The organism is Pyrinomonadaceae bacterium, from assembly GCA_036277115.1.
GTDB lineage: Bacteria > Acidobacteriota > Blastocatellia > Pyrinomonadales > Pyrinomonadaceae > UBA11740.
Genome location: DASUNM010000023.1, coordinates 372,703 through 398,323, shown reverse-complemented (window position 1 = coordinate 398,323; position 25,621 = coordinate 372,703). Strand labels below are relative to the sequence as shown.

The 25,621-nt window shown below is 56.1% G+C and carries 23 protein-coding genes and 1 tRNA gene; 12 read left to right on the top strand and 12 right to left on the bottom strand.

The features are described from left to right. Positions 1-7: 7 nt before the first annotated feature. Positions 8-409, bottom strand: a complete 402-nt coding sequence (locus VFX97_08670) for a cupin domain-containing protein (GenBank protein ID HEX5703254.1) — start codon at positions 407-409, stop codon at positions 8-10. A gap of 82 nt (positions 410-491) precedes the next feature. Between VFX97_08670 and VFX97_08665 the strand changes: the two genes are divergently transcribed. From VFX97_08665 to VFX97_08655, 3 genes are read left to right on the top strand one after another with little or no spacing between them, the layout of a single operon-like run. Then, on the top strand, positions 492-1,106 hold the full coding sequence (locus tag VFX97_08665) for a uracil-DNA glycosylase (GenBank protein ID HEX5703253.1): 615 nt from the start codon (positions 492-494) through the stop codon (positions 1,104-1,106). Then, the gene (locus tag VFX97_08660; protein HEX5703252.1) at positions 1,106-2,119 is read left to right on the top strand and encodes a glycine cleavage T C-terminal barrel domain-containing protein; all 1,014 of its coding nucleotides are present in this window, start codon (positions 1,106-1,108) and stop codon (positions 2,117-2,119) included. Before VFX97_08665 ends, VFX97_08660 begins: the two co-directional genes overlap by 1 nt. Positions 2,120-2,139: 20 nt before the next feature. After that, on the top strand, positions 2,140-2,415 hold the full coding sequence (locus tag VFX97_08655) for a hypothetical protein (protein ID HEX5703251.1): 276 nt from the start codon (positions 2,140-2,142) through the stop codon (positions 2,413-2,415). Here VFX97_08655 and VFX97_08650 read toward each other — a convergent pair. The 3 genes from VFX97_08650 to VFX97_08640 form a co-directional block, all read right to left on the bottom strand. Continuing rightward, a complete protein-coding gene (locus VFX97_08650) occupies positions 2,412-3,269 on the bottom strand; it encodes a hypothetical protein (protein ID HEX5703250.1) in 858 nt (285 codons plus the stop codon). The genes VFX97_08655 and VFX97_08650 overlap by 4 nt on opposite strands. A 132-nt stretch (positions 3,270-3,401) precedes the next feature. Further along, positions 3,402-3,794: a secondary thiamine-phosphate synthase enzyme YjbQ gene (locus tag VFX97_08645; GenBank protein HEX5703249.1), complete on the bottom strand. Its 393-nt coding sequence runs from the start codon at positions 3,792-3,794 to the stop codon at positions 3,402-3,404. A 166-nt stretch (positions 3,795-3,960) separates the two neighbouring features. Beyond that, complete coding sequence (locus VFX97_08640; protein ID HEX5703248.1) at positions 3,961-6,288, bottom strand: transglycosylase SLT domain-containing protein; 2,328 nt, start codon at positions 6,286-6,288, stop codon at positions 3,961-3,963. A 96-nt stretch (positions 6,289-6,384) separates the two neighbouring features. Between VFX97_08640 and VFX97_08635 the strand changes: the two genes are divergently transcribed. Next, positions 6,385-9,945: a protein kinase gene (locus tag VFX97_08635; protein HEX5703247.1), complete on the top strand. Its 3,561-nt coding sequence runs from the start codon at positions 6,385-6,387 to the stop codon at positions 9,943-9,945. A 151-nt stretch (positions 9,946-10,096) separates the two neighbouring features. Then, on the top strand, positions 10,097-10,759 hold the full coding sequence (locus tag VFX97_08630) for a chloramphenicol acetyltransferase (GenBank protein HEX5703246.1): 663 nt from the start codon (positions 10,097-10,099) through the stop codon (positions 10,757-10,759). Between the two features lie 38 nt (positions 10,760-10,797). Here VFX97_08630 and VFX97_08625 read toward each other — a convergent pair whose 3' ends face one another. After that, on the bottom strand, positions 10,798-11,811 hold the full coding sequence (locus tag VFX97_08625; GenBank protein HEX5703245.1) for an SDR family oxidoreductase: 1,014 nt from the start codon (positions 11,809-11,811) through the stop codon (positions 10,798-10,800). Between the two features lie 416 nt (positions 11,812-12,227). Continuing rightward, positions 12,228-13,556 carry a serine hydrolase domain-containing protein gene (locus VFX97_08620; protein HEX5703244.1) on the bottom strand — a complete coding sequence of 443 codons (1,329 nt, stop codon included), beginning with the start codon at positions 13,554-13,556 and terminating at the stop codon, positions 12,228-12,230. A gap of 643 nt (positions 13,557-14,199) precedes the next feature. Between VFX97_08620 and VFX97_08615 the strand changes: the two genes are divergently transcribed. Then, the gene (locus tag VFX97_08615; GenBank protein ID HEX5703243.1) at positions 14,200-15,675 is read left to right on the top strand and encodes a glycosyltransferase family 39 protein; all 1,476 of its coding nucleotides are present in this window, start codon (positions 14,200-14,202) and stop codon (positions 15,673-15,675) included. A 99-nt stretch (positions 15,676-15,774) separates the two neighbouring features. Here the strand turns inward: VFX97_08615 and VFX97_08610 are convergent, their stop codons facing one another. The 3 genes from VFX97_08610 to VFX97_08600 all read right to left on the bottom strand — a co-directional run bounded on the left by VFX97_08610 (position 15,775) and on the right by VFX97_08600 (position 17,133). After that, the gene (locus tag VFX97_08610) at positions 15,775-16,461 is read right to left on the bottom strand and encodes a YceI family protein (GenBank protein ID HEX5703242.1); all 687 of its coding nucleotides are present in this window, start codon (positions 16,459-16,461) and stop codon (positions 15,775-15,777) included. A 112-nt stretch (positions 16,462-16,573) separates the two neighbouring features. Beyond that, a tRNA-Glu gene (locus VFX97_08605) sits at positions 16,574-16,650 on the bottom strand. A gap of 63 nt (positions 16,651-16,713) precedes the next feature. After that, positions 16,714-17,133, bottom strand: a complete 420-nt coding sequence (locus VFX97_08600) for a hypothetical protein (protein ID HEX5703241.1) — start codon at positions 17,131-17,133, stop codon at positions 16,714-16,716. Between the two features lie 131 nt (positions 17,134-17,264). Between VFX97_08600 and VFX97_08595 the strand changes: the two genes are divergently transcribed. The 5 genes from VFX97_08595 (at position 17,265) to VFX97_08575 (ending at position 22,789) form a co-directional block, all read left to right on the top strand. Beyond that, on the top strand, positions 17,265-18,398 hold the full coding sequence (locus tag VFX97_08595; GenBank protein ID HEX5703240.1) for an NAD(P) transhydrogenase subunit alpha: 1,134 nt from the start codon (positions 17,265-17,267) through the stop codon (positions 18,396-18,398). Between the two features lie 92 nt (positions 18,399-18,490). Beyond that, positions 18,491-18,820 carry an NAD(P) transhydrogenase subunit alpha gene (locus tag VFX97_08590; GenBank protein HEX5703239.1) on the top strand — a complete coding sequence of 110 codons (330 nt, stop codon included), beginning with the start codon at positions 18,491-18,493 and terminating at the stop codon, positions 18,818-18,820. Between the two features lie 88 nt (positions 18,821-18,908). After that, positions 18,909-20,306, top strand: a complete 1,398-nt coding sequence (locus tag VFX97_08585; protein HEX5703238.1) for an NAD(P)(+) transhydrogenase (Re/Si-specific) subunit beta — start codon at positions 18,909-18,911, stop codon at positions 20,304-20,306. A gap of 181 nt (positions 20,307-20,487) precedes the next feature. Next, entirely contained in the window at positions 20,488-20,925 is a 438-nt protein-coding gene (locus VFX97_08580) for a hypothetical protein (GenBank protein HEX5703237.1), read from the top strand. 199 nt (positions 20,926-21,124) lie between these two features. Further along, on the top strand, positions 21,125-22,789 hold the full coding sequence (locus VFX97_08575) for a M20/M25/M40 family metallo-hydrolase (GenBank protein ID HEX5703236.1): 1,665 nt from the start codon (positions 21,125-21,127) through the stop codon (positions 22,787-22,789). Between the two features lie 6 nt (positions 22,790-22,795). On the opposite strand, the gene VFX97_08570 is transcribed toward VFX97_08575, so the two are convergent. After that, positions 22,796-23,836 carry a hypothetical protein gene (locus VFX97_08570; protein ID HEX5703235.1) on the bottom strand — a complete coding sequence of 347 codons (1,041 nt, stop codon included), beginning with the start codon at positions 23,834-23,836 and terminating at the stop codon, positions 22,796-22,798. 1 nt (position 23,837) lies between these two features. Beyond that, complete coding sequence (locus VFX97_08565) at positions 23,838-24,194, bottom strand: hypothetical protein (protein HEX5703234.1); 357 nt, start codon at positions 24,192-24,194, stop codon at positions 23,838-23,840. Positions 24,195-24,602: 408 nt separating this feature from the next. On the opposite strand from VFX97_08565, the gene VFX97_08560 reads away from it, so the two are divergent. After that, positions 24,603-25,196: a hypothetical protein gene (locus tag VFX97_08560; protein HEX5703233.1), complete on the top strand. Its 594-nt coding sequence runs from the start codon at positions 24,603-24,605 to the stop codon at positions 25,194-25,196. Positions 25,197-25,241: 45 nt separating this feature from the next. On the opposite strand, the gene trxA is transcribed toward VFX97_08560, so the two are convergent. Beyond that, on the bottom strand, positions 25,242-25,592 hold the full coding sequence (gene trxA / locus VFX97_08555) for a thioredoxin (GenBank protein ID HEX5703232.1): 351 nt from the start codon (positions 25,590-25,592) through the stop codon (positions 25,242-25,244). Positions 25,593-25,621 lie beyond the last annotated feature (29 nt).

The following is a 25,621-nucleotide window of genomic DNA, read 5'->3' as shown; positions in this document are numbered from 1 at the left end:
TTGTGCGTTAGGGCGCAGTTGCCGGTTGCGGTTTCTTGGGGGTGGTGGCTTTCGCGTCGTTTTTCATCTCAATGAGAATAACTTCGAACGCGGTGGTGCCAATGTTCTCGGGGAGATGTATGGTTGCCGGTGTCCAGAGCGCCTGACCAGCGACGATGTCTCTTTCTTCGGTCTTCCCATCGGGAAATGTGAATTTGCCTTTGCCGCTGGATTGGAAGACGGCGACCGCATCCGGATGCTGATGCATCATCGACTTCTCTCCCGGGCCTATTTTGACGCGCAGGACGCGCACATTGGCGTTCTCGAATTCCACCTTGTAATGTTTGGGATCGACTTTGACTGGATCCTGTGCCAACGCGGGAACGGCGCAGGCGATTAGAAACAGAGATAAGTACAATATTCGACGCATAGGGACTCCTCCTGATGTTTGGGCGTTTAGAGCGGCGTCACTTCTATGCGAAGCGTGATCGGTTGTCAACAGTTTTCGCGGGATGGACAAGAAAGAGCAATTCGCAAGATTGACCGCTGAAGCGGCGAACTGTACTCGCTGTCCGGCGATGTGCGGACGCGCCGCCGTCTTGAGCGAACTCAACGGTTCGGTTGACGCGCGCGTAATGTTTATCGGCGAAGCACCCGGACGAAAGGGCGCCGACCAAACGCGGATTCCATTCTCAGGCGATCAATCGGGAAAGAACTTCGAGAGTTTTCTTGCGGCCGCGAGTTTGCAGCGATCAGAAATTTTCATCACCAGCGCGGCGCTGTGTAATCCGCGCGGCGCGTCCGGCGCGAACCGGCGGCCGGCTACTCAGGAACTGCGCAACTGTTCTGACTTTCTCCGGCGCACAATTGAGCTGGTTAATCCGGAAATAATCGTGTCACTAGGCGGAGTTGCGCTTGAAGCGCTGAAGCGTCTGCACGATCATCCATTCACATTGCGTGACGATGGCGCGAAGGTGCGGCAGTGGAACAGTCGAACGTTGATTCCGCTGTATCACCCGAGCCCGCAAGTCTTGATCACCAGCCGCAATGCGATTCAGCAGATGCGCGATTACAAGGTGGTGAAGAGAGCAGTTGGGAGCGCGGGCGCCTCGCCCGCATCAACATGATGGCCGAAACAATTTCAACCTCTGAATACTCCGCGGTGCGCGATGGCGGCGCCGGCCTGATAGATCAATCTTCGCGCGGCCGTATCCTCGTGAGCGGGTCCGAAGCCGTGCTGTTTCTCAACGGCCTAATCACGAATGACATGAAGACTCTCGCAGCGAATTCGTGGATGACGGCCGCGTTCGCGAATGTGCAAGGCCGTCTGCTCGCCGCGGTCCGCATCGCGCATCGCGAAGACGGCTTTCTTATAGACACGGAAAGCGCGACACGTGAGACGGTGATCACGCTGCTGGAGCGATTCACGCTCGCCGGTGATTTTCACTTGCAGGATTTAACTGATAAGACGGCGATGCTTTCCGTGCAAGGAAAAGGTGCAGCCGAGATCATTTCCCGCGTGTTCGGTGAAGCAGCCGCGACCGTGGAGCGTCAAAAAATAGTGAACGCGCAGTTGAACGATACGTCAGTGACTGTTATTCGCGCGACGCACACTGCCGAAGACGGCTTTGATGTTTTTAGTGACGCGAACAGCAGCTCGAAATTGGGTGACGCGTTGACGGCGGCCGGCGCGGCGCACATCTCAAATGCGACATTCGAGACGCTGCGCATCGAAGCGCGCGTCCCGCTCTATGGCATCGACATGGATGAGACCAATGTCGTGACCGAAACGAATCTGGAAGATGCAGTCAGCTTTACGAAAGGCTGTTACCTCGGGCAGGAGATCATCGTCCGTATCAAACATCGCGGTCATGTGGCGAAGAAGCTGAGCGGAGTGATACTGGACGACGCGACGCCGGTTCCGCGCAACTCAAAGATTATTTCGAGCGAGGGCAAAGAGATTGGTCGCGTGACATCATCCGCGTTTTCGCCGCGGCTGGGCCACGCAATTGCGCTCGGCTATCTCAAGTACGATTATTTGGCGGCGGGCACTGAACTGAAAGTCGTTGCGCCTGAAGGCGAGACCAACGCCACTGTCGCAGATTTACCATTTGTGCGCGGGAGTTGGTACGAGGCTTAGGCCCGCCTCTAAACGAAACAATGGAAAACGAATCGCCCTCCGCACCCAACGCCGATCCCGACCTCACCCCGACTGAGCTCGCGCACTCAATCATCGAATCGCTGCTCGACCACACAGCCGTGGTCAGCGACTTGATCGCTCTGATGGCGCAGGCGCTCGATCAGGATACGACTAAAGCGCTCACCTTGACGCCGCAGTGGCAGGCCTATCTTGAGAGCCGCCGGCAGATGGAAAAGACGCGTGAAAATGTCGAGAAGTTTGTCGGCCTGTTGAAGGACGAACAAGCAAAAAGCTAATCGGCAATCGGCTGTGCCCACACAATTCGGAGCTTCCCATCCACTCTGGTCAACAAGAGATCCAGAAACGAAAACGTCCTCACCCAAATCATCCGAGAGCCGTGCGGAAATCCAAAGTATTCAGCGTCAGTGATATGTAGCACTGGATTCAATGTGTCGCGCGCGCGGAGTCGCTGTTCCTGACTAATTTCACGTTGTCTGGTGGAATTGCCCATGGCCATTTGAACAACGATTGCCTCCAGATCAATGGGATGTGCGAGCGCCTTGCGGCTCATAACGTTAGCTTGCTCAAGCACCGCCGTCGCGGCGCGCATTTCTGAAGCGGACGCGAAAGCGCGGACGGCGCTTTTCCTCTTTACTACGTTACTGAGCAACGGATCCGTGTCCAGCAGCCGAATGACTTCGGGAGGATATAGATCCCCTGCTTGAAGATTGTCGATGTCTGCTTTTCGAACCAGGGCGTGGACAAAGCCCAGGAGAAGAAAGCTATAGGTCGCCTTGTATAACTTCCGCCAGTCGTCAGGCGTGGCGTTTTCCAGTAAACGTGGGTTTACGAAGATCCCCGGTGAAACCGTAATTTCGGTGGCCCCCAATTTTGCCGATCTCCTTTTCTCCTCGGCGAGATAACGCTCGACTGCATCCGGCAAAAATAGTTCGTCCATGACCGTCGAGAAGGTCATCGTCTGCCCCAATCTCTCAGTAAACAAGACAGACAGCTTCTGCGCTTCCAGTTTCTCGCTTTCGGTCAGGTCGGCCGCGTTCCCAACTTGTGCTCCTACTGTCGGAAGAAAGCTGCCGCTTAGAGTAGCGACCAGTAACGTCAATAGAATGCAGCTTCGTCCTAACTTAGCCATTGCGTTTCACGAACCCCCACGACACATTTTCACCGGTCGAGAGTTACAAACTGTGTGCCGCAGAGAATGCGAGCGCCCGGAAAACCAGCACGAAATGCAGAGCTTATCTTGCGGAGATTAAGGACTGAATTTTCAGCGAATCATCATGATTATCTTCCGTTCGCGGCCGCCGTCGAACTCACACATGAAAATTCCCTGCCAGCGACCCAGGAGAAGTCTTCCCTCGTTGAAGGGAACTGTAACGCTCGGACCGACTAAGCTAGCTTTGATGTGCGCGTCTGAGTTTTCTTCACCGTGCCGAAAGCCCATGCCGTGCTGCGGAATCAGAGTACGCAACGCGTGCAGCATATCGCGCGGCACGTCCGGATCGGCGTTCTCGTTCACCGTCAGGCCGGCGGTCGTGTGCTGCACATAAAGCACGACGACGCCTTCCTTTGCCCCTGAGTCAGTGAGTTGGCGCTGAACTTCGTCGGTGAATTCGACGAGTTCTTCGCGTTGTTTTGAACGGACTTTGAGGGTGTACATGAATGAACTATCCACAGATTACGCAGCGCCAAATGGTACTTGGTGCTTTGGGCTTTGTACTTTGTTCTCAAATTGAAGTAGCACGTCACTATATGACATCAACCCACCTCAGATATCTAAGAACAAAGTTCCAAGTACAAAAGAACAGTCTTTCGTAATCTGTGGACTATTCTTCCTCTTCATCCGTCATGCGGCGGATTTTGATTGAATCGGCCGGCGACGGCGAAGAGCCGGGCGAAGGATAAACCGCGCGCGCGCCTACTTCCGATCGGAAGTTTCCGTTCTCGTCGTAGAGCCTTCGATACTGAAGGCCGTTGCGCACTATCCCCTGAATGTAGAGCCGCGTCTCGCGGAACGGCACCCCTTCCTGAAATTCATCCATCTGCAAAGGCAAACTGGCGCGCCATGGCCCGACGCGGCCGGGTCCGGCGTTATACGCGATGGCCACGTATTCAATGCGTCCGAATTTGTCGAGTAGCTCTTTGAAGTGCGCCGTGCCAAGTTGAATGTTAAAGCGCGGCTCAAACAATGCGTCCATCGTGATTGAGCGATCGGCGCCCACGTGTCGCGCAGTAGTGACCGCCGTCGGCACGATCAATTGCATAAGGCCGTAAGCCCGCGCCGAAGAAACTGCCCGCGGATTAAAAACTGATTCCTGGCGAATCAATCCCGCGACTTGGTAAGGATCGACTCCGCGCGCCCGCGCTTCCTGAGAAATGATGTCCCAGTACTGCAAAGGATAGAAGACGTCCCACTCTTCGCGGCGCATCTCTTCCACTTTCATCTGCGAGTAATCCGGATAACTGCGTCGCAGCGCGTTGAATGCCTGCACGTTGTCGTTGCGCGATCGATAAATTTTCGCAATCGCGAGATTAACGCGGGGACTGTTTGGCGCGGTCGCCGCGGCCAACGCGAGTTCTTCCAGCGCCCAATCGTCACTGCCGACGATTGAGAGCTGGTCCGCTTTCGCAATTCGCTCGTCTTCGGCTTGACCTGCCGTTTCCTCAGCCACCGTCACGGTCTTCAAATTCGCGACCGCGCGGCCAATTTGCGAGTCCGCCGGAAAGTCTCTGCGCGGCGCGCCCGCGCGATCTAAATCAGCCAATCGCTGCTTCGAAAGATAGCCGTACCAATTTGCGTCGTAACGATCTAACAGAGCTTGATAAATAGCGCGCGCTTCAGCGAGTTTGCCGGCCCGTTCGCTGTCGCGCGCTGCCCAGTAAGCTGACTTGCCGCGGAAGTCCGAGTTGTTGCCCGCGTACGTTGCCACGTGTTCAATTAATAGCCGTGATGATTCCGTAAAGTTTTTCCCTTCATGCGCGACCCATGCGATATAGAAATGGGCAGGCGTGACTTCCGGATTGCCGGCAAAGGAGCTCACGGCGGCGCGATAGAAGTGGCTCGCGTCCGCATCATTCTTAGCTTCTTCCGCGCGCTGTCCGGATTGCACGAAGGCGCGCATCGTCCACAGGCTGGTCGGATATTGCCGGCGGAGATCTTCAGCCGTAGTGCGCGCCGAAGCCCACTGTTTTCCGCGCGCGTAAGCCAGCGCCACGTGGTAGATCGCTTCGGCGCGAGCTTCGCCGGTTGCACCTGAAGACGCCGAAAGCGCCGCGTTCGCTTCAACAAACTTGCGCGCGTTCGCGGCAGCAATGATTCGACGCGCCGCCAGTTCCGAAGTCAGCGATGAAGGTGAACCAAGAAACAGAGATGTGTAAGCGTCGTACGCTTCACCGTAACGTTTGGCCGCGAAGAGTTTCTCAGCCCGCGACTTTGCCTCGTCGGCAGTTGCGGGCGCAGTGCTCGATCCGAGACGAGAGATTGCGCTGGCGGCTTCTCCGGCTTCGGAAGACGCGGGCGCGAAGAAGTAGACCCGTCGATAGCTCGCGAGTCCGCCCGTTGAGTCACTGAGCTGCTCGTGAGCTTTCGCGGCCAGCAACAAGGCGGTTCCGTCATTCTTTTCAACCAGCGGCCTCAGCAACGACGGCATAGCGGCGAACTGCCCATCCTGCATCATCATCTGTGCGACACGAATCAACGCGTCACGCGCGCGCAACGAATTTGGATAATCGCGGCCGAGGCTTTCGTAAGCCGCCCGCGCTTCCACGCGACGACCGGCTTGCTCAAGCGCGTTGCCGCGCATCCACAAAACGTGATCTGGAATCGTCGTGTGATCGGCGAACGCGCGCGAATCGAGCAGCGACGCCGCGCCCGCATGGTCATTCGCCTTCAACCTGATGCGCGCGCGCACAACTTTCGCGAGCGATCCGGCCGTCGTGCGCGGAAAATCGTTTTCGATGCGAGCGACCACATTGTCCGCCGGCAGCACGCCGCCGCGCGTCATCGAGCGCAGGTTTTCCCGCGCCTTCAACTCCGGCGGCGTCTGCTGCAAACTTTGGCAGCTCGAAATCAGAAACAGCGGCGCGACCACCGCGATAATCGTACTCAGGCTCATCAGCAGAAATGCGAAACGATGTCGGTGAAAATGAATCATAGCAGTATTAGATGCGAGCAAACTGCGGGGCAGAGCCGCTATCTTAACACGGGAGGCTAACGCTCACGTGCTTGCTATTGCTATTCTTTCCACTCCATGACCAGCGAGTCTAAGGCCACTCAAATCCTGGAGCGCGATTCGCGTCCCGGCTTTGTCGCTGGTGACGTATTGCGCGGCCGCTACCGGCTTGATTCGCAAATCGGTCGCGGCGGGATGGGCGTCGTTTATCGCGCCACTGACTTAGAGCTGCAGCGGCCGGTGGCCGTGAAGGTCATTTCGGAAAACTCCTCAGCGGACGGGCGCGAGCGTCTGATTCGCGAAGCTCGCGCCGCCGCGGCGCTGAATCATCCACACATCGTTTCAGTGTACGACGTCGGCGAGGTTAACGGTCTTCCATTCTTTGTAATGGAGTTGGTTGACGGATCGAGTTTAAGCCGCACGCCGCCGACCGATCTGTCACGGATTGTCGAAATTGGGTTACAAATTTGTGCCGCGCTTGAGCACGCACACATGAATAAGATCGTCCATCGGGATTTGAAGCCGGACAACCTGCTCATGTCCACGACTGGCCAGTCGGTAAAACTCGCGGATCTCGGTTTGGCCCTGCCGGGTCAAGCCGCGCGTATCTCGCATGCTGGCCTGGTTCTGGGCACTCCGTCGTACATGGCGCCTGAGCAGGCGTTGGGACAAGCGGTTGATGCGCGAACTGATCTGTACGCGTTGGGTGTAGTGCTTTATGAACTAACGACCGGGCGTCTGCCGTTCACTGGTGACGATGCTTTGACTGTCCTTTCGCAGCACGTGCACGCGCCGCCCGTGCCGCCGCGCGTTTTACGTTCCGAATTACCGCGCGAGCTTGAGCTGCTAATTCTGCGGCTGTTGGAAAAGAATCCGGACCTTCGTTTCCAGACGGCGGCGGACACTGCCGCCGCCTTGCGCCGCTCATTCGATCAGCCAGCGATCGACGAAGAGGCCGCGCCTGCTGTCGCCATTCTCGATGCGCTGTCGCGCGGGCGTCTGGTTGGACGGGCGTCGGAACTGTCGGAAGTTCGCCAGCTATGGCAGCGGGCGCTTGACGGTCATGGCCACGCGGTTCTGCTAAGTGGCGAGCCCGGCGCCGGAAAGACGCGCCTCGCGCGAGAAGTCACAATTCAGGCCGCAGTGGATGGCGCCGTGGTATTGACCGGGGGCTGTTACGAGTACGAAGCGACGACTCCCTATCTGCCATTCGTCGAAGCGTTTCGCCGTTGGGTCCGCGAAGAGAAAGATGACGCGAAACTGCGCACAATACTCGGGGACAACGCTCCCCAGATTGCTAAGCTCGCGCCTGAGATTGAAACCCGTTTGGGTCCCTTTGCCGCGCGGATTGAATTGTCGCCGCAGGAAGAGCGGCTGCTTTTCTTCGACGCAGTCGTGCAGGTTCTTTGCAATCTGGCGCGCCGCAAGGGACTGCTTTTTTACGCGGACGATCTTCATTGGGCAGACCGCGGCACGCTGTGGCTGATGGGCCATCTGTTACGCAACCTGCGCGAAGAGCGAGCGCTGATAGTTGGCTGCTATCGCGAAACCGAACTCGACCGCGCGCATCCCCTGGCGCGCTCGCTGGTTGACTGGAACCGCGAACGGCTGGTCACTCGCATCACCCTCCGTCGTTTCGGCGTGCAGGAAACCAACGAGCAATTGAGTGCACTTCTCGGAGAGAACGTGAGCGCCGATTTTGGCGAAGCGGTACAACGCGAAACTGAGGGCAATCCGTTCTTCGTCGAAGAAGTGTTGAAGGCCTTGATTGAACAGGGCTCAGTGCGTCGTGAAAGTGGACGCTGGAAACGATGTGACGTAGGCGAGCTGGTCATTCCACAGAGCGTTAAAGAGACGATCGGCAATCGTTTGGACCGCGTCGGCGATCAAACAAACGATGTTCTGCGGATTGCAGCTGTGTTGGGAAAGACGTTCAGCTTCGATGAGCTGCAAGCAGCGGCTGAGAACATCTCCGAAGACACTTTGTTGGACGCGCTGGACGAATCGACGACCGCACAGTTAATCAACACGGCCGGCAACGACTCGTTCACGTTTACGCACGACAAAATTCGCGAAGTGCTCTACGAAGAAATGAATCCTATTCGCCGCCGGCGATTGCACCGGCACGCCGCGGAAGGTCTTGAACGGCGTGGCACCGTGTGTGAAGGCGAACGTCGCGGAGTACCAACTGCGTGTGCGGTTGAGCGGCTCGCTTACCATTACATTCAGGCAGGAGATTATGAACAGGGCTTAAGGTTTGCCAAACAGGCGGCCGTTGCTGCTGAGAAAGTCTTCGCCATCGATGAAGTTGTTGCGTCGTATGGCCGGGCGCGTGATTGCGCTGAAGCGCTCGGTCTGGTTGAAGAGCAGCTCGAGCTCGAAGAGGCGATCGGCAAGACGTATCTGCTGCATGGCGACCTGATTCCTGCTGGGGAACACTTTGAACGAGCTATGAAACTGACGCTCGACCCTCATGTGCGCGCGCGTCTTCAGACGGAAGCGGCGGCTTCGCTGGTAACGACCGGTGATCAGCGGGGTGTCGAGTATCTACACGAAGCCCTAAAGGTTCTTGACCCGATGAAAGAACCACTCGAAACTGCGAACGCCATCGCGACTGAGGCGCGGTTTCATCATCTCGCGGCCCGGCATAGCAAGGCGATCGAGTTGCTTAAGCGCGCGGCCGAATTGGTGGCGCCGGCGGCCGCCGCCGAAACTGTGTCGTCTTTTACGGCGCCAATCATCACACAAATTTACGCCTGGGCGGCCGGCGCCTACCAGCACTACGGGCTCTACGACGAGTCAAACAAATGGGCGCGGCGCGCCGTTGAATTTGGCGAGCGGCACAACGTCTCGTTTGCCCAGGCAGTGGGGATTGAGTTTCAAGGCGAAAACGCAAGTCATACCGGCAACTTTGCCGCCGGTGTGGAACTTGCCGACCAGGAGTTCGTGATTGCCGACCGCCTCCATTCGCGCGAACGGCGATCCTGGGCGCACTTCATCGCGGCAGACTGCGCTCAACACCTCGGTGATTGGGAGCGCGCTGAGCGTGAATATGTCGAAGGCATCGCCCTGGCAGAAACGATCGGCGAAAAGCGTGTCTGCATGCTGTTGAGAGGACACTACGCGATGTTGCTGGCGCAGCAAGGCGCCAGCGCGGGAGCCGATACGGTGGACGGACGACGTTTGCTGGACGCGGCGCTTGAAAAGGCGCAGCAAAATCACGAAGAGGCGGAAGCCTCCGGGTTGTTCTACATGCGTTCGGACGGTGGACGATGTTTGGCCATGGTCCACAGGCTCCGCGGCGAATTGCCTGAAGCGGAGCAAATGTGCGCGGCGGTAAATGAGCTGATTCGCGCAACTGAATCTCGCGTGAGACAATTGTGGCTCGGCCCGTTATATCTCGACGTTCTGATCGCGAATGCAGATCGCCATACGCAGGAAGGCCGAAACGAGGACGCAGCTGCGAAGCTTACCCACGCCCGCGACTATCTGCAGGAATATCAGCGGTTGGTGGGGGAGTGCCAGTCGCCGCAGTTTAAGAAAAAGGCAGAGCGGTTTGCTGAAAAGTTGGACACACCAGCCCGCGAAGCGGGCGGCAGCATAAAGCCTGGGGCGCAAGCCCCCGGATCCGGAACGTAGAATGATTTGAGCCCGCGGAGCGGGCGACAGTCGGAACGGAACACCGAAATGCGCAATCTGCCGGTGAATATTAATCACAAGATCTGTCGCCCGCTTCGCCGGCTCGGCCCTCACCCCGTCCCCGAGTGAGAGGGAGTTAAAATCCTATAAAATGACCCGATACCTCGATCTCGAAAGCTGGCCACGCCGGGACCTGTTTGAGTTCTACCGTCATTTCGACAAGCCTTACTTCAATGTGTGCACGCGCCTGGATGTCACGAACCTTTTGAGTGCGCTGAGCGCGCGCAAGGACATCAGCGTCTCGCTTGCCTACCACTACTTCGCTTTGCGGGCCGCGAACGAGATCGAACCGTTTCGTTACCGGTTACGAGACGGAAAAGTTGTCGTGCATGACGTGATTCACGGCGGCACCACGGTGCTTTTGCCTAACGAGAGTTTTGGACTCGCGTACTTTTATTACGATTCAGACTTCGCCAGATTTCATGAAGCGGCGTCGCGGGCGGTTGCTGAAGCATTGGCGAAAGGCGGGGGGCTAAAGCTTGAAGAAACGGACGACGACCGGCTGCACTTCACCACCATTCCGTGGTTTTCATTCACCAGCTTTTCGCACGCGCGTAACTGGAAGCGCGAGGAATCAGCGACGAAGATCGCCTTCGGCAAATTCTCGAAAGACGACAATCGCACGTGGCTGCCCATCTCGGTCGAAGTTCACCATTCACTCATGGATGGACTTCACGTCGGAAAGTTTCTGGAGCAAATGCAGAAGGCTCTTCTTAGTCCGGACATGTACCTCGGATTCAAGGCGTCGGCATGACAACGCAGTCGTCCTCTTTATCCGCGCAGAATCCCCATTCAATGCGAACCATTTCTTAAGGCGCGCGTGGCGGCGTACGCCAAACCCAGGCCCGTGGCGAACAGACCCACAGAGATGAATGGATGCAGAGAGCCTTTTGTATAAAGGCTGCTTTCTGAGACGTGCCCCGAATACGAGCCGCGCTCCAGCAGCGAACCCGAAGGATGATCCAAGCCACTGTGATGACTTGCGCTGGGGAAGTCCTCCTTTTGCGCTTCGAACATCTGGAACTCCATCACTTTATCGGTAAGCCGCGGCGCGACGAACGCGCCAACGGTGAGCGCGCGGCCCGCGCCCCCGACATAAATATCGCGCACCGGATTTTCGGCGGCGTAAAGAATTGCTTCGGCCACCGGCTCGGGCGCGTAAACCGGCGGAGGGTTCTTCGGCTCTTCTCGCATGTAGTTCTTCGCGTGCTGCCGGTAGGGCGTGTCGATCGATGATGGTTTGATGAGCGTGACGGAGATTGGCGCACCGTCGTGTTCCAGCTCCATGCGCAGCGCGTCGGTGAATCCTTTTACCGCGTGTTTCGAGGCGCAGTAAGTTCCCTGGATAGGGACTGCGCGATCAGAGAGCACACTGCCAACGTTGATAAGTGCGCCGCCGCGTCCCTTCAAGTGTTTCGCAGCCGCGAGCGATCCGTAAACCAGACCCCAATAGTTGGTTTCGAACAATCTTCGATGGTCTTCAATGGCAATGTCTTCCATCTTTCCGTAAATGGAAACGGCAGCGTTGTTCACCCACGTGTCGAAGCCGCCGAACTTGCGAATGGCGAGATCGGCGACGTCCTTTACCTGTTGCGGGTCACCGACATCGGCGACGACGTATTCGGCTTCTCCGCCGCCCGCGCGGATTTCATCCACGAGTTCGCGCAGCGCGCCTTGCGTGCGCGCAGCCAACACGAGGCGCGCACCACCTTTTGCCGCCATGCGGGCCGTGACGAGACCGATGCCGCTGGTGGGACCGGTAATGACGATTACCTGCTCAGATAACTTTTTCAGATTAGGTTTCATAGGGATACGAATTCCGACCGCTGCCCTTTCATGAGCGATTCAGAATCGGACGAATTAATCCGTGTGAGGTTAAGAGGGCAAAGCAGATGCCATTCGCGGGCGTGAGCTTTAATTCGGGATAAACGGATGCCGCTCGGTTCTGGCTCCCCTTTCCCTTTGGGAGAGCATTAACGTACTTGAGTCAAATTGTTCGCAACCCTAAAGGTTGCTAGAGAGTAGCCGGGGCGCAGCGAAGCGTAGACCCCCGGAAACGTCGGCGCAGAATTCGCACCCTGAAAGGGTGCCACGAGTTCTGTGACCCTTTCAGGGTCAAACTATAGACACTCTACCCGGGGGTATCGCGCTGCGCGCTCAACCCTCGGCTACTCTCTTTCAGCCCTGCGGGCTGGCCGAGGAGCGCGCAAAGCTCTACGTCCTTACTCTTTTGTAAAGACTGTTACGCGGCCGGCTTGTCTCAGCGTCATCTGATTCTTTGCAGCGTCAAACTCCACCACGATTCCGGCCCCGTCGAACTTGAATTTATCCGGCGCCGTCGCGTCGAGAGGAAAGACTGATTGACCCGTGGCCTGCGCTTTGAGTGTCGTGCCCTCTCGCGTAACCGTGATCTTCAGCGGAAATTCAGAGCTCGCATAAACTCCAATGTACTTGTCCAGCACTTCCGCGCTAACGCTGACGGTTTCAAAAGTCGGAATGGTAAACGGCTTGCCCCAATAGATGTCCATCACGCCGGTGATGACGCTGTTCGGCGGATATGCCCGACCGTTCGAGGTGTAGGCGACCGCCAATTTCTCTTCCGGCAAATAAAACAGCATTGCGTTGAAGCCATCGATTCCGCCGCCGTGACCGATGACTGTCTTGTCACCGAGCGGAAACGGCATCATTCCGAAACCATAACGGTCTTTGAAAGTCTTCATCCGGTCCAGGCTCGCCTGCGAAACGAGTTTCAGATCAAACAAAGCGTTAATAAACTTCGTCAAATCTGTTGGCGTTGAAACCAGCGCGCCCGCGCCGCCGGGAATGCTCATGTCGGTTTCGGTCGCCACCTTCCATTCGTCCTTGTAATTGAAGGAAAAGGTCTCGTTGTTTTTGACGTTGGTCTTGCCGCCGATATATGTGTCTTTTAAACCGATCTTCGAAGTAATTCTCGCCTTCAGAGCGTCTTGATAAGACTTCTTGTCCAGTTTCTCGACGATGTAGCCGAGCAGGACGAAGTTCGGGTTGCTGTAAGCCGCCTTAGAGTCCGGCTCGAAATCGGGTTTGCCTTTGGCGATAATTTCGACCAGTTCGGACTGGGTTTTCGGATTCATCAGCCACGTCGGAAAATCCGGATCGCTGGTGAAACTATGAATGCCGCTTCGATGACTGAGCATTTGTTCGATCGTGATTTTCGCAGCGTTCGGAATCTGCGGATAAAATTTGTCGAGGGTGTCAGTCAGCTTCAGCTTTCCTTCTTCAACGAGCTGCATAACCATCACGGCGGTGAACATCTTTGTAATCGAGCCGATTCGGTATTTGGTGGTGACTGCCGAGGGCGTCTTTTCGGTTCCATTGATTTGGCTGTAACCAATGGCGCGCGTGTAAAGAACCTTCCCGTCTTTGGCAATCGCCAGGCTTCCCATGGCCTTGTTCTTTTGGGCGAGGGTATCGAGAAATTTGTCGAGCTTGGCTGTATCAAGCGTCTGCGAGAAAGCCGCGCTGGACAGGACAATGATTAAAAGAGCGGTGGAAAAAAATCTGAATTTCATGAGTAGCTAAATCCTTTTCGATTCGTGAGATTTCGACGCGGTATGGTGGCGCGAACTTCTTCGTACGAGCCTCGGAAGATTTAGTTCGATGATTTTTCCTCCTTTCTTCAGACTCCTTAGAAAACTAACGCCCACGGCGGCTTTGGTCCTGAAAAACAGTGCCTGCCAGATCCCACTCGCAGCGCCGTCACCCAAATCGTCGATCACCGCCTTTGAGTCACGAGTAACTGTAGCCCCCTTGACAGTCTAGGGAGAGAGTTGGTACGCTGCGGCAACCTAGACAATCTAGGGGTAGTTGGGACTGATGGCAAGCACTGTTTATTGCGGGTGTGCTGCTGCGTCTACTCGGCTCAGCTCCGCAATTCAATCGTTTGGCAGACTTGTCTATCGCAATCGGAATCCTGGGTTACTTGTTCTTGTACTAGCGGGAACAGCTGCCCGCAAGTTTCCGTTGGGGGGCATTAAGCGTGTCGACGTTTAATGAATCATCGCATCCCTGGCGCGAGCGAGCCTGGCCCCGAGCGTCATTAGTTCGGGACACATAGTTTTTTCAACAGACAATTTTGACGTTTCGGCGCAAAGCAGATTTGCGCACCAGGCGGTCGTGTGTCCAGCGACAACGCGGCGAAAGGAAAATAGAAACATGACGTCATCGCGATCTTTCTTTCAAAAGCTGCTCGCTAACTTTCCGTGGATAATCTTCTCCCTGATCACAGCGTTTGCGCTTCTTTGGAAATTGGGAAGCGGCACGCTTGCGGCGTGGGATGAAGCGATTTACGCGCAAGTTTCGAAGGAAATTGTTCAGAGCGGCAGCTGGCTGACACTTCATTGGCAACATGCGCCCTGGTTTGAAAAGCCGCCGCTATTCATGTGGATCACGGCCGCGATATATCGCGTCGTAGGAATAAACGAGTTCGCCGCGCGGTTTCCATCGGCGCTTAGTGGCGTGCTGTTGCTGGCGGTCACTTACAACATTGGCCGCATCGCGTACAGCAAGCGAGCCGGTTTTCTGGCCGCCGTGATTCTGGTCGTTTGTTATCACTTCCTCTCGTTCTCACGGTTTGGAACGATGGAAGTTATGCTCACGCTATTCACGTATACGGCTGTTTACGCCTACCTGCGCGCACGGAATGACCAGCGGTGGTGGTATTTGGTTTGGGCGGCGTGCGGACTCGGACTGATGACGAAAGGGGCTGCGGGAATCATTGCTCCCGTTGCTCTTATGCTGGCCCTGTTTATGGACAAGCGACGGTCTGAACTCAAGTCGCGACACTTCTGGCAAGCGTGTGTGGTCGCCCTCATCATTGTCTTGCCGTGGCACGTTCTAATGTACGCGCGGCACGGCCAGGAATTTATAAGAGAGTATTTTGGCTATCATGTGATCGCGCGAGCTACACAGACCCTGGAAGGGCACCCGACGAGTTACCTTTATTACATCGGCCGACTAATCGATGGGTTCTTTCCGATTATCCTCATCGTGCCTTTCGCGATCGTTTCGGAAATCAGAAACCGAAGGAAGGGCGGCAACGCTTCGTGGGTCTTGGCCGCTTTCGCAGTCCTAACAATTCTTGTTTACACCGCTGTTCATACACGACGGCCCTGGTACATCGTTCCTATCTATCCGGCGCTGGCGATTCTGGTGGGGGCTTTCTTCATTCGTTTCCGGCAGGCTTATCCGGTGCGACCCATCGTGCGGCGCACGATCACGGTATGTATAGTTGTGCTGCTGGCGCTGGGAGGTTTGTACAGCGTGACTTCACTAATGCTAAACCGCAGAACGGAAGATCCCCTCGCCCAGCTTGCGGGACTCGCGCGCGTTGCGAGCCCGGCTGAGCGTGGTCCTTTGATTCTGTTCGCGAATGGTCATTATTACTACGCTCAGGTCCCGCTTTTTTACAGCGATCGGCCAGTGGTTCAGGCGTACGGTTCAATCCCACCTGCGAGTGAGGATGCCAAACGCTACGTTAGTTTTATACCGCTGGCGGAGGTGGTCGACGGTTCCGAAAAGGACATCATCCTTCGTCGCGACGAACAACAGCATCTCGCTGCGCAGTATGAGATTCGCGTGATAGCAGGTATGGACGAGCTGATTTACGGGAAGATCAAACGCAAGCAATAAAAACAGTAAACCGAGCGAATTGTCGCTCGGCTCTGTTTCTGCTGCCGCCTGCAGCGGATACGGGACTCAAACCTGTGATTTCTGCCTTTGAAAGCTTTGTCAGTCTGCCGGCTTTGGCGCCGGAGGCTGAAAGGCTTGCAGTTGCAGATCGATCATCACGTCGTGGCCCACGTTAAAGCCGCCACCCGGCAAGGCACTCCCCCAGGTGATACCAAAGTCGCGTCGATCGATTTTCGTTTGCGCGGCGATGCCAATGCGCGTATTGCCGCGCCCGTCTTTGATAGCCCCAGTCAGGGTAAACGGCAGCGCCACAGGTTTGGTAACGCCTTTGAGTGTCAGGTCGCCGTGAAGGATGTAGCTCTTGCCTTTCCGCTCAACGCGAGTGCTTTTGAAAGTCATTTCGGGAAACTTTTCTACTTCAAAGAAGTCGGCCGTGCGCAAATGCCGGTCACGTCCTTCGACGCCAGTGTCGATGCTGGTCACTTTGGCGTTGAATTCAACGGACGATTTAGTTACGTCCTTATCGTCATACTTGATTGTGCCGCTGAAATCCTTAAAGCGGCCGCGCACCAGAGCCAGCTCGTTGTGCATGATCGAGAATCCGATGACGCTGTGCGCCGCATCCAGCCGATAGTCGCCGGCGGGTATTGGCACATAACTAACCTTGGGCGGTGTTTGATTATTCTGAGCTTCCGCTGTGGGGATGTTGACCGCGTGCCGCACAAGCGGCACCAGCGCCAGCCCAGCCAGAGCGACAATCAGCGCGAAGTTTCTCAATTGCTTCATCGGCTTTCTCCTAATTGTTTTGATCGTCAGAGAGGATTCGTGTGGAGAGCCGTGAACCGGGCTTAATTCTCCAAACGCACACTGCTCACAGCCCAACTGCTCACTGATTAATTGGTAGCGCATACGGGACTCGAACCCGTGATCTCTGCCTTGAGAGGGCAGCGTGTTAACCAACTACACCAATGCGCCGCGAAGTTGGGATTATAGAGGGCGCGGCAGAGACCCTGCAACCCGAAGCTGTCCAGAGGACCCTTAACCGTTCGCGCGACCGAGAGACAGTTGGCTCCAGACGAATCCTAAACCAAAAATCACTCCCATGATTAGGAACGTCAACATGAACAGAATGGCTTCCGAAGCAACCATCTTTCTTCCGATAAGTAAGTAGAAAAGGATGAAAGTGGGAAGATTCAAGATGAGACCACCGGCAAGGGCAAACCACAACGGCCGGGAAGTCTTTCGTCTCAACCAAAACATTGCCGGCAGATAGTAAATGAGCAGCAGTATGGCTGAGCCGATAATGATGATGCCGCCGAAGCCGGCGATATCGGTGAAGGAGAAGTCGGCGCCGCCATTGGAAGAATAAAGGACGGCGCTGACGAGCACGAGGCCGGAAACCCAGGCCACGAGGGCGGTCAAAAACATTCGAATCGCGAATGGAACGACTTGCTTCATACTCCGTGTCCTATTAATAAACGGTGCCGGATCGATTCCGTTAACATCTCCGATAGCGAATTAGTTAGCCGTGATATACTCCGCGCGCAATTCTTACTTCATCCGAAGTCGGTGATTCTGACCCAAATTAGATGAACATCGCGGTGCTGAACGAGTCCGGCCCCAGCGAAGCGCGTGTTGCGCTGATGCCTGAATCAGTTCAGAAACTCGTCGCGGCGAAAGCTTCAGTCTCCGTCGAAAGCGGCGCCGGAATCGGCGCGGCGCGTACCGATGAAGACTTCACGAGCGCCGGTGCGAGTGTGGTTACTGATCGAAATGCGCTGCTCGCCGAAACTGACGTGCTGGTCGTCGTTAGCCGCCCTGCGGAAGAAGATTTCAAACGAATGAAGCGAGGCGCGGTCGTGCTCGGATTTCTGCGCCCGCTCGATGAGCCCGCCAGGTTAGTCCCCGCGCTGGAAAATGGCCTGACAACTTTTTCGATGGAGCTCGTGCCGCGCATCACGCGCGCGCAGGCAATGGATGCTCTGTCGTCGATGGCCACGGTCGCGGGCTACAAAGCGGTGCTGCTCGGCGCCGACCGCATCCCGCGCATGTTTCCTATGTTGATGACCGCTGCCGGGACGGTGCCGCCGGCACGTGTTTTGGTTTTGGGCGCCGGCGTCGCGGGATTGCAGGCAATTGCCACCGCGCGAAGGCTTGGCGCAGTCGTCGAAGCGTATGACGTGCGCGCGGCCGCCGGTGAACAGGTGCGTTCGCTTGGCGCGAAGTTTCTCGAAGTCGATCTCGGCGGACTGCAAACTGAAGACAAAGGTGGATACGCAGTCGAGCTTTCAGAAGAGGCCTTAAAACGCGGCCGCGATTTAATAGCTGAACAAGCGAAGAGCGCCGACGTGATCATAACGACGGCGCAGGTACCTGGGCGCCGGGCGCCGGTTTTGATGGATGAGACGGCCGTCAACGGAATGAAACGTGGGTCGGTCGTGATCGATCTCGCGGGAGCGACGGGCGGCAATGTGACGGCGAGCCAGCCCGATGAAATCGTCGAGCGCAACGGCGTTACGATCCTGGCGCCGACGAATTTGCCGGCGACTGTGCCGGTACACGCGAGCCAACTTTATTCACGCAACGTCACGTCGTTTCTGAATTTGATGATCAAGGACGGCGAACTGCAGCTCGACATGAACGACGACGTGGTGGGCCCATCGTGCGTCACGCATGAAGGTCAATGGGTAAATCAAAGAGTCGCGGCGGCGGTTGGCCTTTGACGGTTTCAAGTTTCAGGTTCCAAGTTTCAAGTTTGTGTAGAGAACTTGAAACCTGAAACTTGGAACTTGAAACCCGGAGTCAGCGAGGAAGTATGAATAACATTTCTGTTTTGCTCTTGTTTAGCACCGGCACCATGTCCGGTCCCGCGATCATCGCTGCGCTGTACGTGTTCGTGCTGGCGGCGTTCCTCGGCTATCAAGTCATCTCGCGCGTGCCGCCGCTTTTGCACACGCCCTTGATGTCGGCCACGAATGCGATCTCGGGCATCTCTTTGGTCGGTTCAATTGTGATCGCGGGTTCGGGGCACGGGCGGGTGGCGACGATCCTCGGTTTCATCGCCGTCGCCTGCGCCAGCACCAACGTTGTCGGTGGATTTGTGATTACGGATCGGATGTTGAGGATGTTCAAGAGGAAGAAATGATTGTCAGTCGTCAGTCGTCAGTTGTGGCATCTCCGGAAAGGTAATCGGCGGCAACTGACAACGGACAACTGACAACGGACGCCGTTTTATGCACTGGCAAACCTACTTCATCGAATTTAGCTACCTGCTCGCTTCAATCCTTTTCATTCTCGGATTGAAGGGCTTGAGCCATCCCGAAACGGCCAAGAAGGGCATGCACATGGCCGAGTTCGGAATGCTGATGGCCATCATCGGCACGCTCATGCACTTCGAGATCGTCAGCTACACCTGGATTATCGTGGGACTGCTGGTCGGCTCGACGTTGGGCTTGGCGATGGGCGTGTGGGTGCCGATGACGGCGATGCCGCAACGGACCGCTCTGTCGCACGCGTTCGGCGCGTTCGCCGCGGCGCTGGTCGGCATTGCCGAGTACTACAGCTACACAGAGGGCATCAAGCCCCTGGCCGACCTGGGCCACATCAAGATGGGCGCGCTTGGGTTCGAGGTCATGTTCGGCTCGCTCACAACAACCGGCAGTCTGATCGCATTTGGAAAGTTGCAGGGCATTCTGCCTGGCCAGCCGCTCGTTTATCGCGGCCAGAATGTATTCAACATGGGCTTGCTGGCTGTAATGATCGGCCTGTTCGTCTATCTGATTTTCGTGCCCACCGCCGTGATTCCGTTCTACGCGATGCTCGGCCTGGCTTTCGTGTTCGGCGTGCTGCTCGTGATGCCGATCGGCTCGGCCGACATGCCGGTCGTGATGTCTCTGCTGAACTCGTACGCCGGCCTGGCGGCCGCGGCCACGGGATTTGTATTAGGCAACAACGTTCTGATCATTGCGGGCACGCTCGACGGTTTCTCGGGCTTCATCCTGTCGATCCTGATGTGCCGCGCGATGAACCGGTCAATCACAAACGTTCTGTTCGGCGCGTTCGGCAGTCCGGCTGCCGCGACTGACCAGGGCGAACAGGGCACGATGCGCGAAGTGGGCATGGAAGATGTCGCCGTCCAGCTCGCGTATGCGAGCAAGGTTGTGTTCGTGCCGGGCTATGGCCTGGCCACCGCGCAGGCGCAGCACGCGGTCCGCGAACTCGCCACCGTGCTGGAGAATCGAGGCGTGACCGTCAAGTACGGCATTCATCCGGTGGCCGGTCGCATGCCCGGTCACATGAACGTTTTGCTGGCCGAAGCCAACGTGCCTTACTCGCAGCTGTACGAACTCGAACAAATTAATCCAGACCTCACGAGCACAGATGTGGCTGTGGTGATTGGCGCGAACGACGTTGTTAATCCCGACGCGCGCGACAACCCCGGCAGCCCGATCGCCGGCATGCCGATCATCGAGGTCGATCGCGCGAAGTCCGTGATCGTCCTCAAACGCGGTCAGGGCAAAGGGTTCTCGGGCCTCGAAAACCCCCTATTCTTCAAACCCGTCACGGGGATGCTCTATGGCGACGCGAAGGACACGCTGACGAAACTAGTCGGCGCCGTCCAGCACGCGTAACTCCGCCCTCCCAAAGGACTTCGCGCCGCCAAGAATTCATTGCCGTCATCGAGCTTCGCTTGTACACTCCCGCGCACTATGAAGACCACTGTCCTCGTTACGCTCGTCTTTGTATCAGCATTGATTTGTCCCGCCACTTCGCGGGCGCAGAAAACGCGGCTAGTCAGGGCCAACATAGCTGTTGAGGAAAGGTTACGGCCTGAATGTTTTTAGAATTCCTGTTCACCCGCTCAACAACGGTGGTTATGAAGCGACCACCGTCGGATTGCATCGGGATGTATTCCAACACGAGAATTACTCGTATCTGCACCCATCGATAGCGGTCGATCTCTTCAAGAACCTTGCAATTCAATTCATTCGCGTACCTCGCCATAAGGACTCGGTTGAAAAGCCGCAAATAAGAACTAAAGTTAAGTTCTCACAAGACACTGCATGGCGAGACAGTCAGGTGGCGAAAGAATGGACCGTCGCGTTCAACGATGATCAGAAGTTTGATTACTCGTGGATCGTGAGGGATCCATTCAATATCGCCCACTTCTGGCACGCGCATCGGCTCCGCACAGGTACCAAGGGTATGTGGGTAGGAAGAATCGACTTGAACTCACAGCCGGCACCTTAGTAGGACTTGAGCGGTCGCCGTACCCTCCGCCAGTATGTAACGCTAAATAATGAAACCGGGCACCGGTCTCAAGCGTGGTGCAGGCTAGTAGCGCGCGTGACGCGGTAAATTGCGCTCGTCCACAGCTTGCTGCATGATAATGCGCTTGCGGCCTATAAAAATCTCGTCCTTTCGGGACTCAGAAACAAAACAATCGATCATGCGTAAACAAATCCTGTCACTGGCACTAGCCGTTAGTCTGTTTGTCCTGCCGTTTGCTGCTGTTGCACAGCCGCGTACCCCCAAACCAAAGCCAATTTCCGCGACAGTGCTCGCCGCCCGCGGGGTTGAGACGATTAACGCCGAACAGATGCGCGCGTATCTTTCTTTTATCGCGTCGGACGAGATGGAAGGACGCGACACGCCCTCGCGCGGGTTGGACACGACGGCGAAGTTTCTCGCGTTGAACCTCAGTCGCTGGGGCTTCAAGCCTGCAGGTGATGACGGAACCTTCTTTCAAAAGATTGCTTTGCGTCGCGACGCGATTGACGGCCCGAAATCGTCAGCCGAGATCGATGGCCAGAAATTTTCTTTCGGCGAAGACTTCCTGCCGAACTCGGTGCCGGCGACGTTGCAAGGACCTTTGGTGTTCGCCGGAAGCGGGTGGGTGATCAAATCCAAGAACCTGAATCCTTACGAGGGCGTCGATGTAAAGGGCAAGATTATTGTGGTGATGGGCCAGCCTTTTCCCGGCTTTCCTCGCGGAGTGACGCGCGCTGATCTGGCCGGCCGGCAAGGCGTCGACTGGAGCAGCCCCGGAATTTATGCGCAGCAACACGGCGCGAAAGGCGTGCTGGCGATTGCCGATCCGCAGACGCTTCAGAATTGGGAACAGGCTCGCGCACGTGCCACCCAGGGCGGACGGCTCACGGTTGAGAAATTCACCACTACGCAGAACGCTCCGTCAGTTTCAACCACTACCATGTCGATGAATATGGCGACCGCGCTGCTTAAAGGTGAGAAGTTCGACGCGGCCGCGCTGGTCAGCAAGTTTAACGCCAACGAAGCGCTGCCGACGTTCGAATTAAGCTCAAGCAAGAACGTGAAGGTCAACATCACGGTCAAGAATGAACGCCCGATGACCCAGAACGTGGTCGCTGTCTGGGAAGGCAGCGATCCGAATCTGAAGAACGAATACGTCGCCCTGGGTGCGCATTACGATCATGTCGGCGTCTGCGCGCCGGGATCTGCGGATCCCATCTGCAACGGCGCTGATGATGACGGTTCAGGAACGACGGCGATGCTGGCGATGGCGGAAGCGCTCGCGCGAGCCAGGCAGCGGCCAAAACGTTCAGTGCTTTTCGTCTGGCATTGCGGTGAGGAAAAAGGGCTGTGGGGCTCGCGCTACTTCGCCGAGAATCCGACCGTGCCGCTCGACAAGATCGTGACTCAGCTAAACATGGACATGATCGGTCGCAGTAAAAAAGACGGCGACACGAACTCACGAAATCAAACTCTCTCAGGCCCGAACACGGTTTACGTTATCGGTTCGAAGATGATGAGCACCGAACTGGGCGAGTTGAGCGAGCGGATCAATGCGACCTACCTGAATATGCAGTTAGATTACAAATTCGATGATCCGGCAGATCCGAACCGCTTCTTTTTCCGCAGCGATCACATCAACTACGCGCGCAAGGGCATTCCGATCATCTTCTACTTCGACGGTGTACACGAAGACTACCACCGACCCGGCGACGAGCCGCAGAAGATCGACTATGAAAAACTTCAGCGGATAACTCGGACTGTCTACGTGACGTTGTGGGAGATCGCGATCCGTCCGATGCGTCCGAAAGTCGATAAGCAGTTGCCGGCAGGAACTGAATAGGCCGGCTCATTGATTCAAACGTCTCCGAATCTGCAATAGATCGCTCATCGCGTCATCGAAAAACGGCTTCTCCTTCAAACTCGCGTGCGATCCCGGGAAGTAAACGAGCGTCAGTTCCGCTGAGGCCTCTCCCATCTTTTTCAGAACCAGGGCACAACGTTGGCCGTGAGGAAGGCGAGTGTTGTCAATCATCGGAAAGTCGAAGGGGCTAATCCAAAACAGCGCGTAGGTCGTTTCTATTTCCTCGTTCGTTTTTGCCGTATTCGAGTTCGAATCTCTAGTGGCAGTGTCTCGGGGCGTTTTTACCTCAAGCTGCACGCGTATTCTTCGTTCCTTCTGATCGACGGCCAGCACAGTGATCTTAAAGGCGGTGTTTTTGAGCAGCGGATTCTTTGCATTTTCCGGTCGCCGGAAGTGAAGCGAGCCAGTCATCAATTCGATCGGTTCACCGTTTTTGGGGTAAAGGATTGTTGTACCCTCGACGGCTTCAAGTTTGTCGAATTCGACATTATCATCGAGTTTTCCACCGCTGTCCTCCAGAGCCATGACCTGCTTACCCTTAACCTCGTCAGCCGCATCTTCCAGACGGTCAATCAAGGCATCGGCGTCTTGCACGCCGGATTTTCTAATCTTCGTGTGAACGGATTTGAATAGTGGGCCCAGGTCGAGAGCCTCATGGAAGTTATAGGCCAACAGTTCGAGGTTAAGGACTTTCTCTTCTAACCCGGCTGATTTGGATGTCAGAAAAGTGCCGATGATCGAATTGAACATGTCTTTGCGGAGAGAGGTCTCCGCGTTCTCTCGCTGGCTCATCAGCTCCGCGTACAGACGGGTATCCGTGTCGAGTGCCTGGTTTCGCTCCAACGTGTACGACCCATAGAGTCCAATAAAAGCCACGGCCGCGGCTGTGAAGACACCGGCAATGAATTTGAGAACTACATCAGCCTTGTCCCAAAAGTCCTTGTCTTTCTTGTCTTTCGCATCCTTCGGGTCTTTTCCCTCGTCTGAGCCTTTCGAGTTTTGCGCGGCTGTTGCTTCGTCCGGCATGTCATCGCCTCCTTAGTAGCCAACCGCTTTTCCCGTCTATCAGTTCGAAGTCGTATCGCACTGGATCCGTCTTGTCCGAATAGATGAAGTGCTTGTCCGATTCCCGACCGTTGTAAACAACGCGAAGCTCGCATTTAACTGAGCCGCGCAGATACATTCGGTAACTTCCAGCTCGATCGGTCGTCGTCTTCGCGTCGGGTTTCTGGTCCTTATTTATCCGATTCGGACAATGAACGAGTACTTCGACGTTTGGGCCCACTGAAGCGCCGTTGTACCTCAAACTTCCAAACACCTGGGCTGCAAAGGTAAGGGCAGGCAGCGAAAGAACCACTAGAAAACTTATGGGCAGCTTTTTCATTTTCACCTCTTGGAATGGTGCTCGCTTCAATAACAAAGGAAAGCAAAGCTATGAACCGCCGGGATCCAGGATCACAATAACCACGCTGCGCGTAGTGATCCTGCGGAAGCCTCTCGTGTTGCCGGCTGGAGCGAGAGTAACGGTGTCGTTCGCAGGCTCTGGGATCCAGCCTGATAAAAGTTTCGAGTTCCGGGTCTATGGGTTCGAGTCGGTGGAACTCGGCTTTAGTAAAATTCTATTGCGAGGCGGGCGAAGCATATTCCTGCCCTAAATTAAAGTCAATATTTTGTTGAGTCCTCGACCCCTGGAGAGTATGATGCCGCCGCCCTCGCAACGTAAGCTCATCAATCAACGCTGACGCCGACGCGCGTCAATGCTCGCCGGCGCCTCTTACCCACGGAGGACATCATGAAAAGGAACTTCTCGGAACAACAGAAAAATAGAATTCGGTTTGGACTGGTCTGCGCGGCTGTGTTGACGTTGCTGGCAACGGCGCTGGTCGTCGGGCGCAGTTCTCGATCATCACTGGCTTCAGCAAACGCGCCCGAACCCGCATTTCAGGTACCGCCCAGGCCATGGACCGCGGTCGGCTCGACCGGTGCGGTGGACGAGGCGTCGCTTAGTACCTTCGCGTTCGGCACGGCTGATATTGCATTCAAGGCCGGAGCCGCGGGAACGATTGTCGTCGCACGCTACAACGTGACGAACACGTTCGACAACAACGCAAATCCAAACAAGCCGGGGTGGACGACACTGGAGATGGGCTCGCATGCGCCAATAAACACCATCATTGAGGCCAAGCTGTTTGTGATCAAAGCATGCGGTCAGGATCCGGTGTTGCTTTGCACGGCCAGAAACCGAAGCATGGACAACCCGTGTGCGAAGTGCACGATTCAGGGCACGATAGATTTCACGAGTCAACTGTACTTCGTCGAAGTCACAATGAATCGGACCAGCCCGAATAATCCGTCGCCGCGCATGTTCACATTGCGACTGTTCTAAGACAGAAGTGAAGTGGGCAAATATAGGAAGCCCTGAACTTCGAGATTAGATCTGCGCCGCGAGGCGCGCGGCAATGGCCTGTTTCGGCTGGGCGCCGATGATTTGGTCCACGAGCTTTCCGTTTTTGAAGATCAGCAGCGTGGGTATGCTGCGGATGTTGAACTGGGCTGCGGTTCGTGGGTTCTCGTCTACATTCAATTTGGCAATCGTATAGCGCCCGTTTGCCTCAGCAGCCAATTCATCCAGCAGCGGCGCGATCATCCGGCACGGCCCACACCATTCAGCCCACGCGTCGACCAGCACGGGTTGAGTTGCCGAAGCTTCAACTACATCACGCGCAAAGCTATCGTCGGTAACCGGGTGCGGCTTTCCATCCGTCGCCTCAGGTGCAGGCAATTGCGTTCCACACTTGCCACACACGGGTT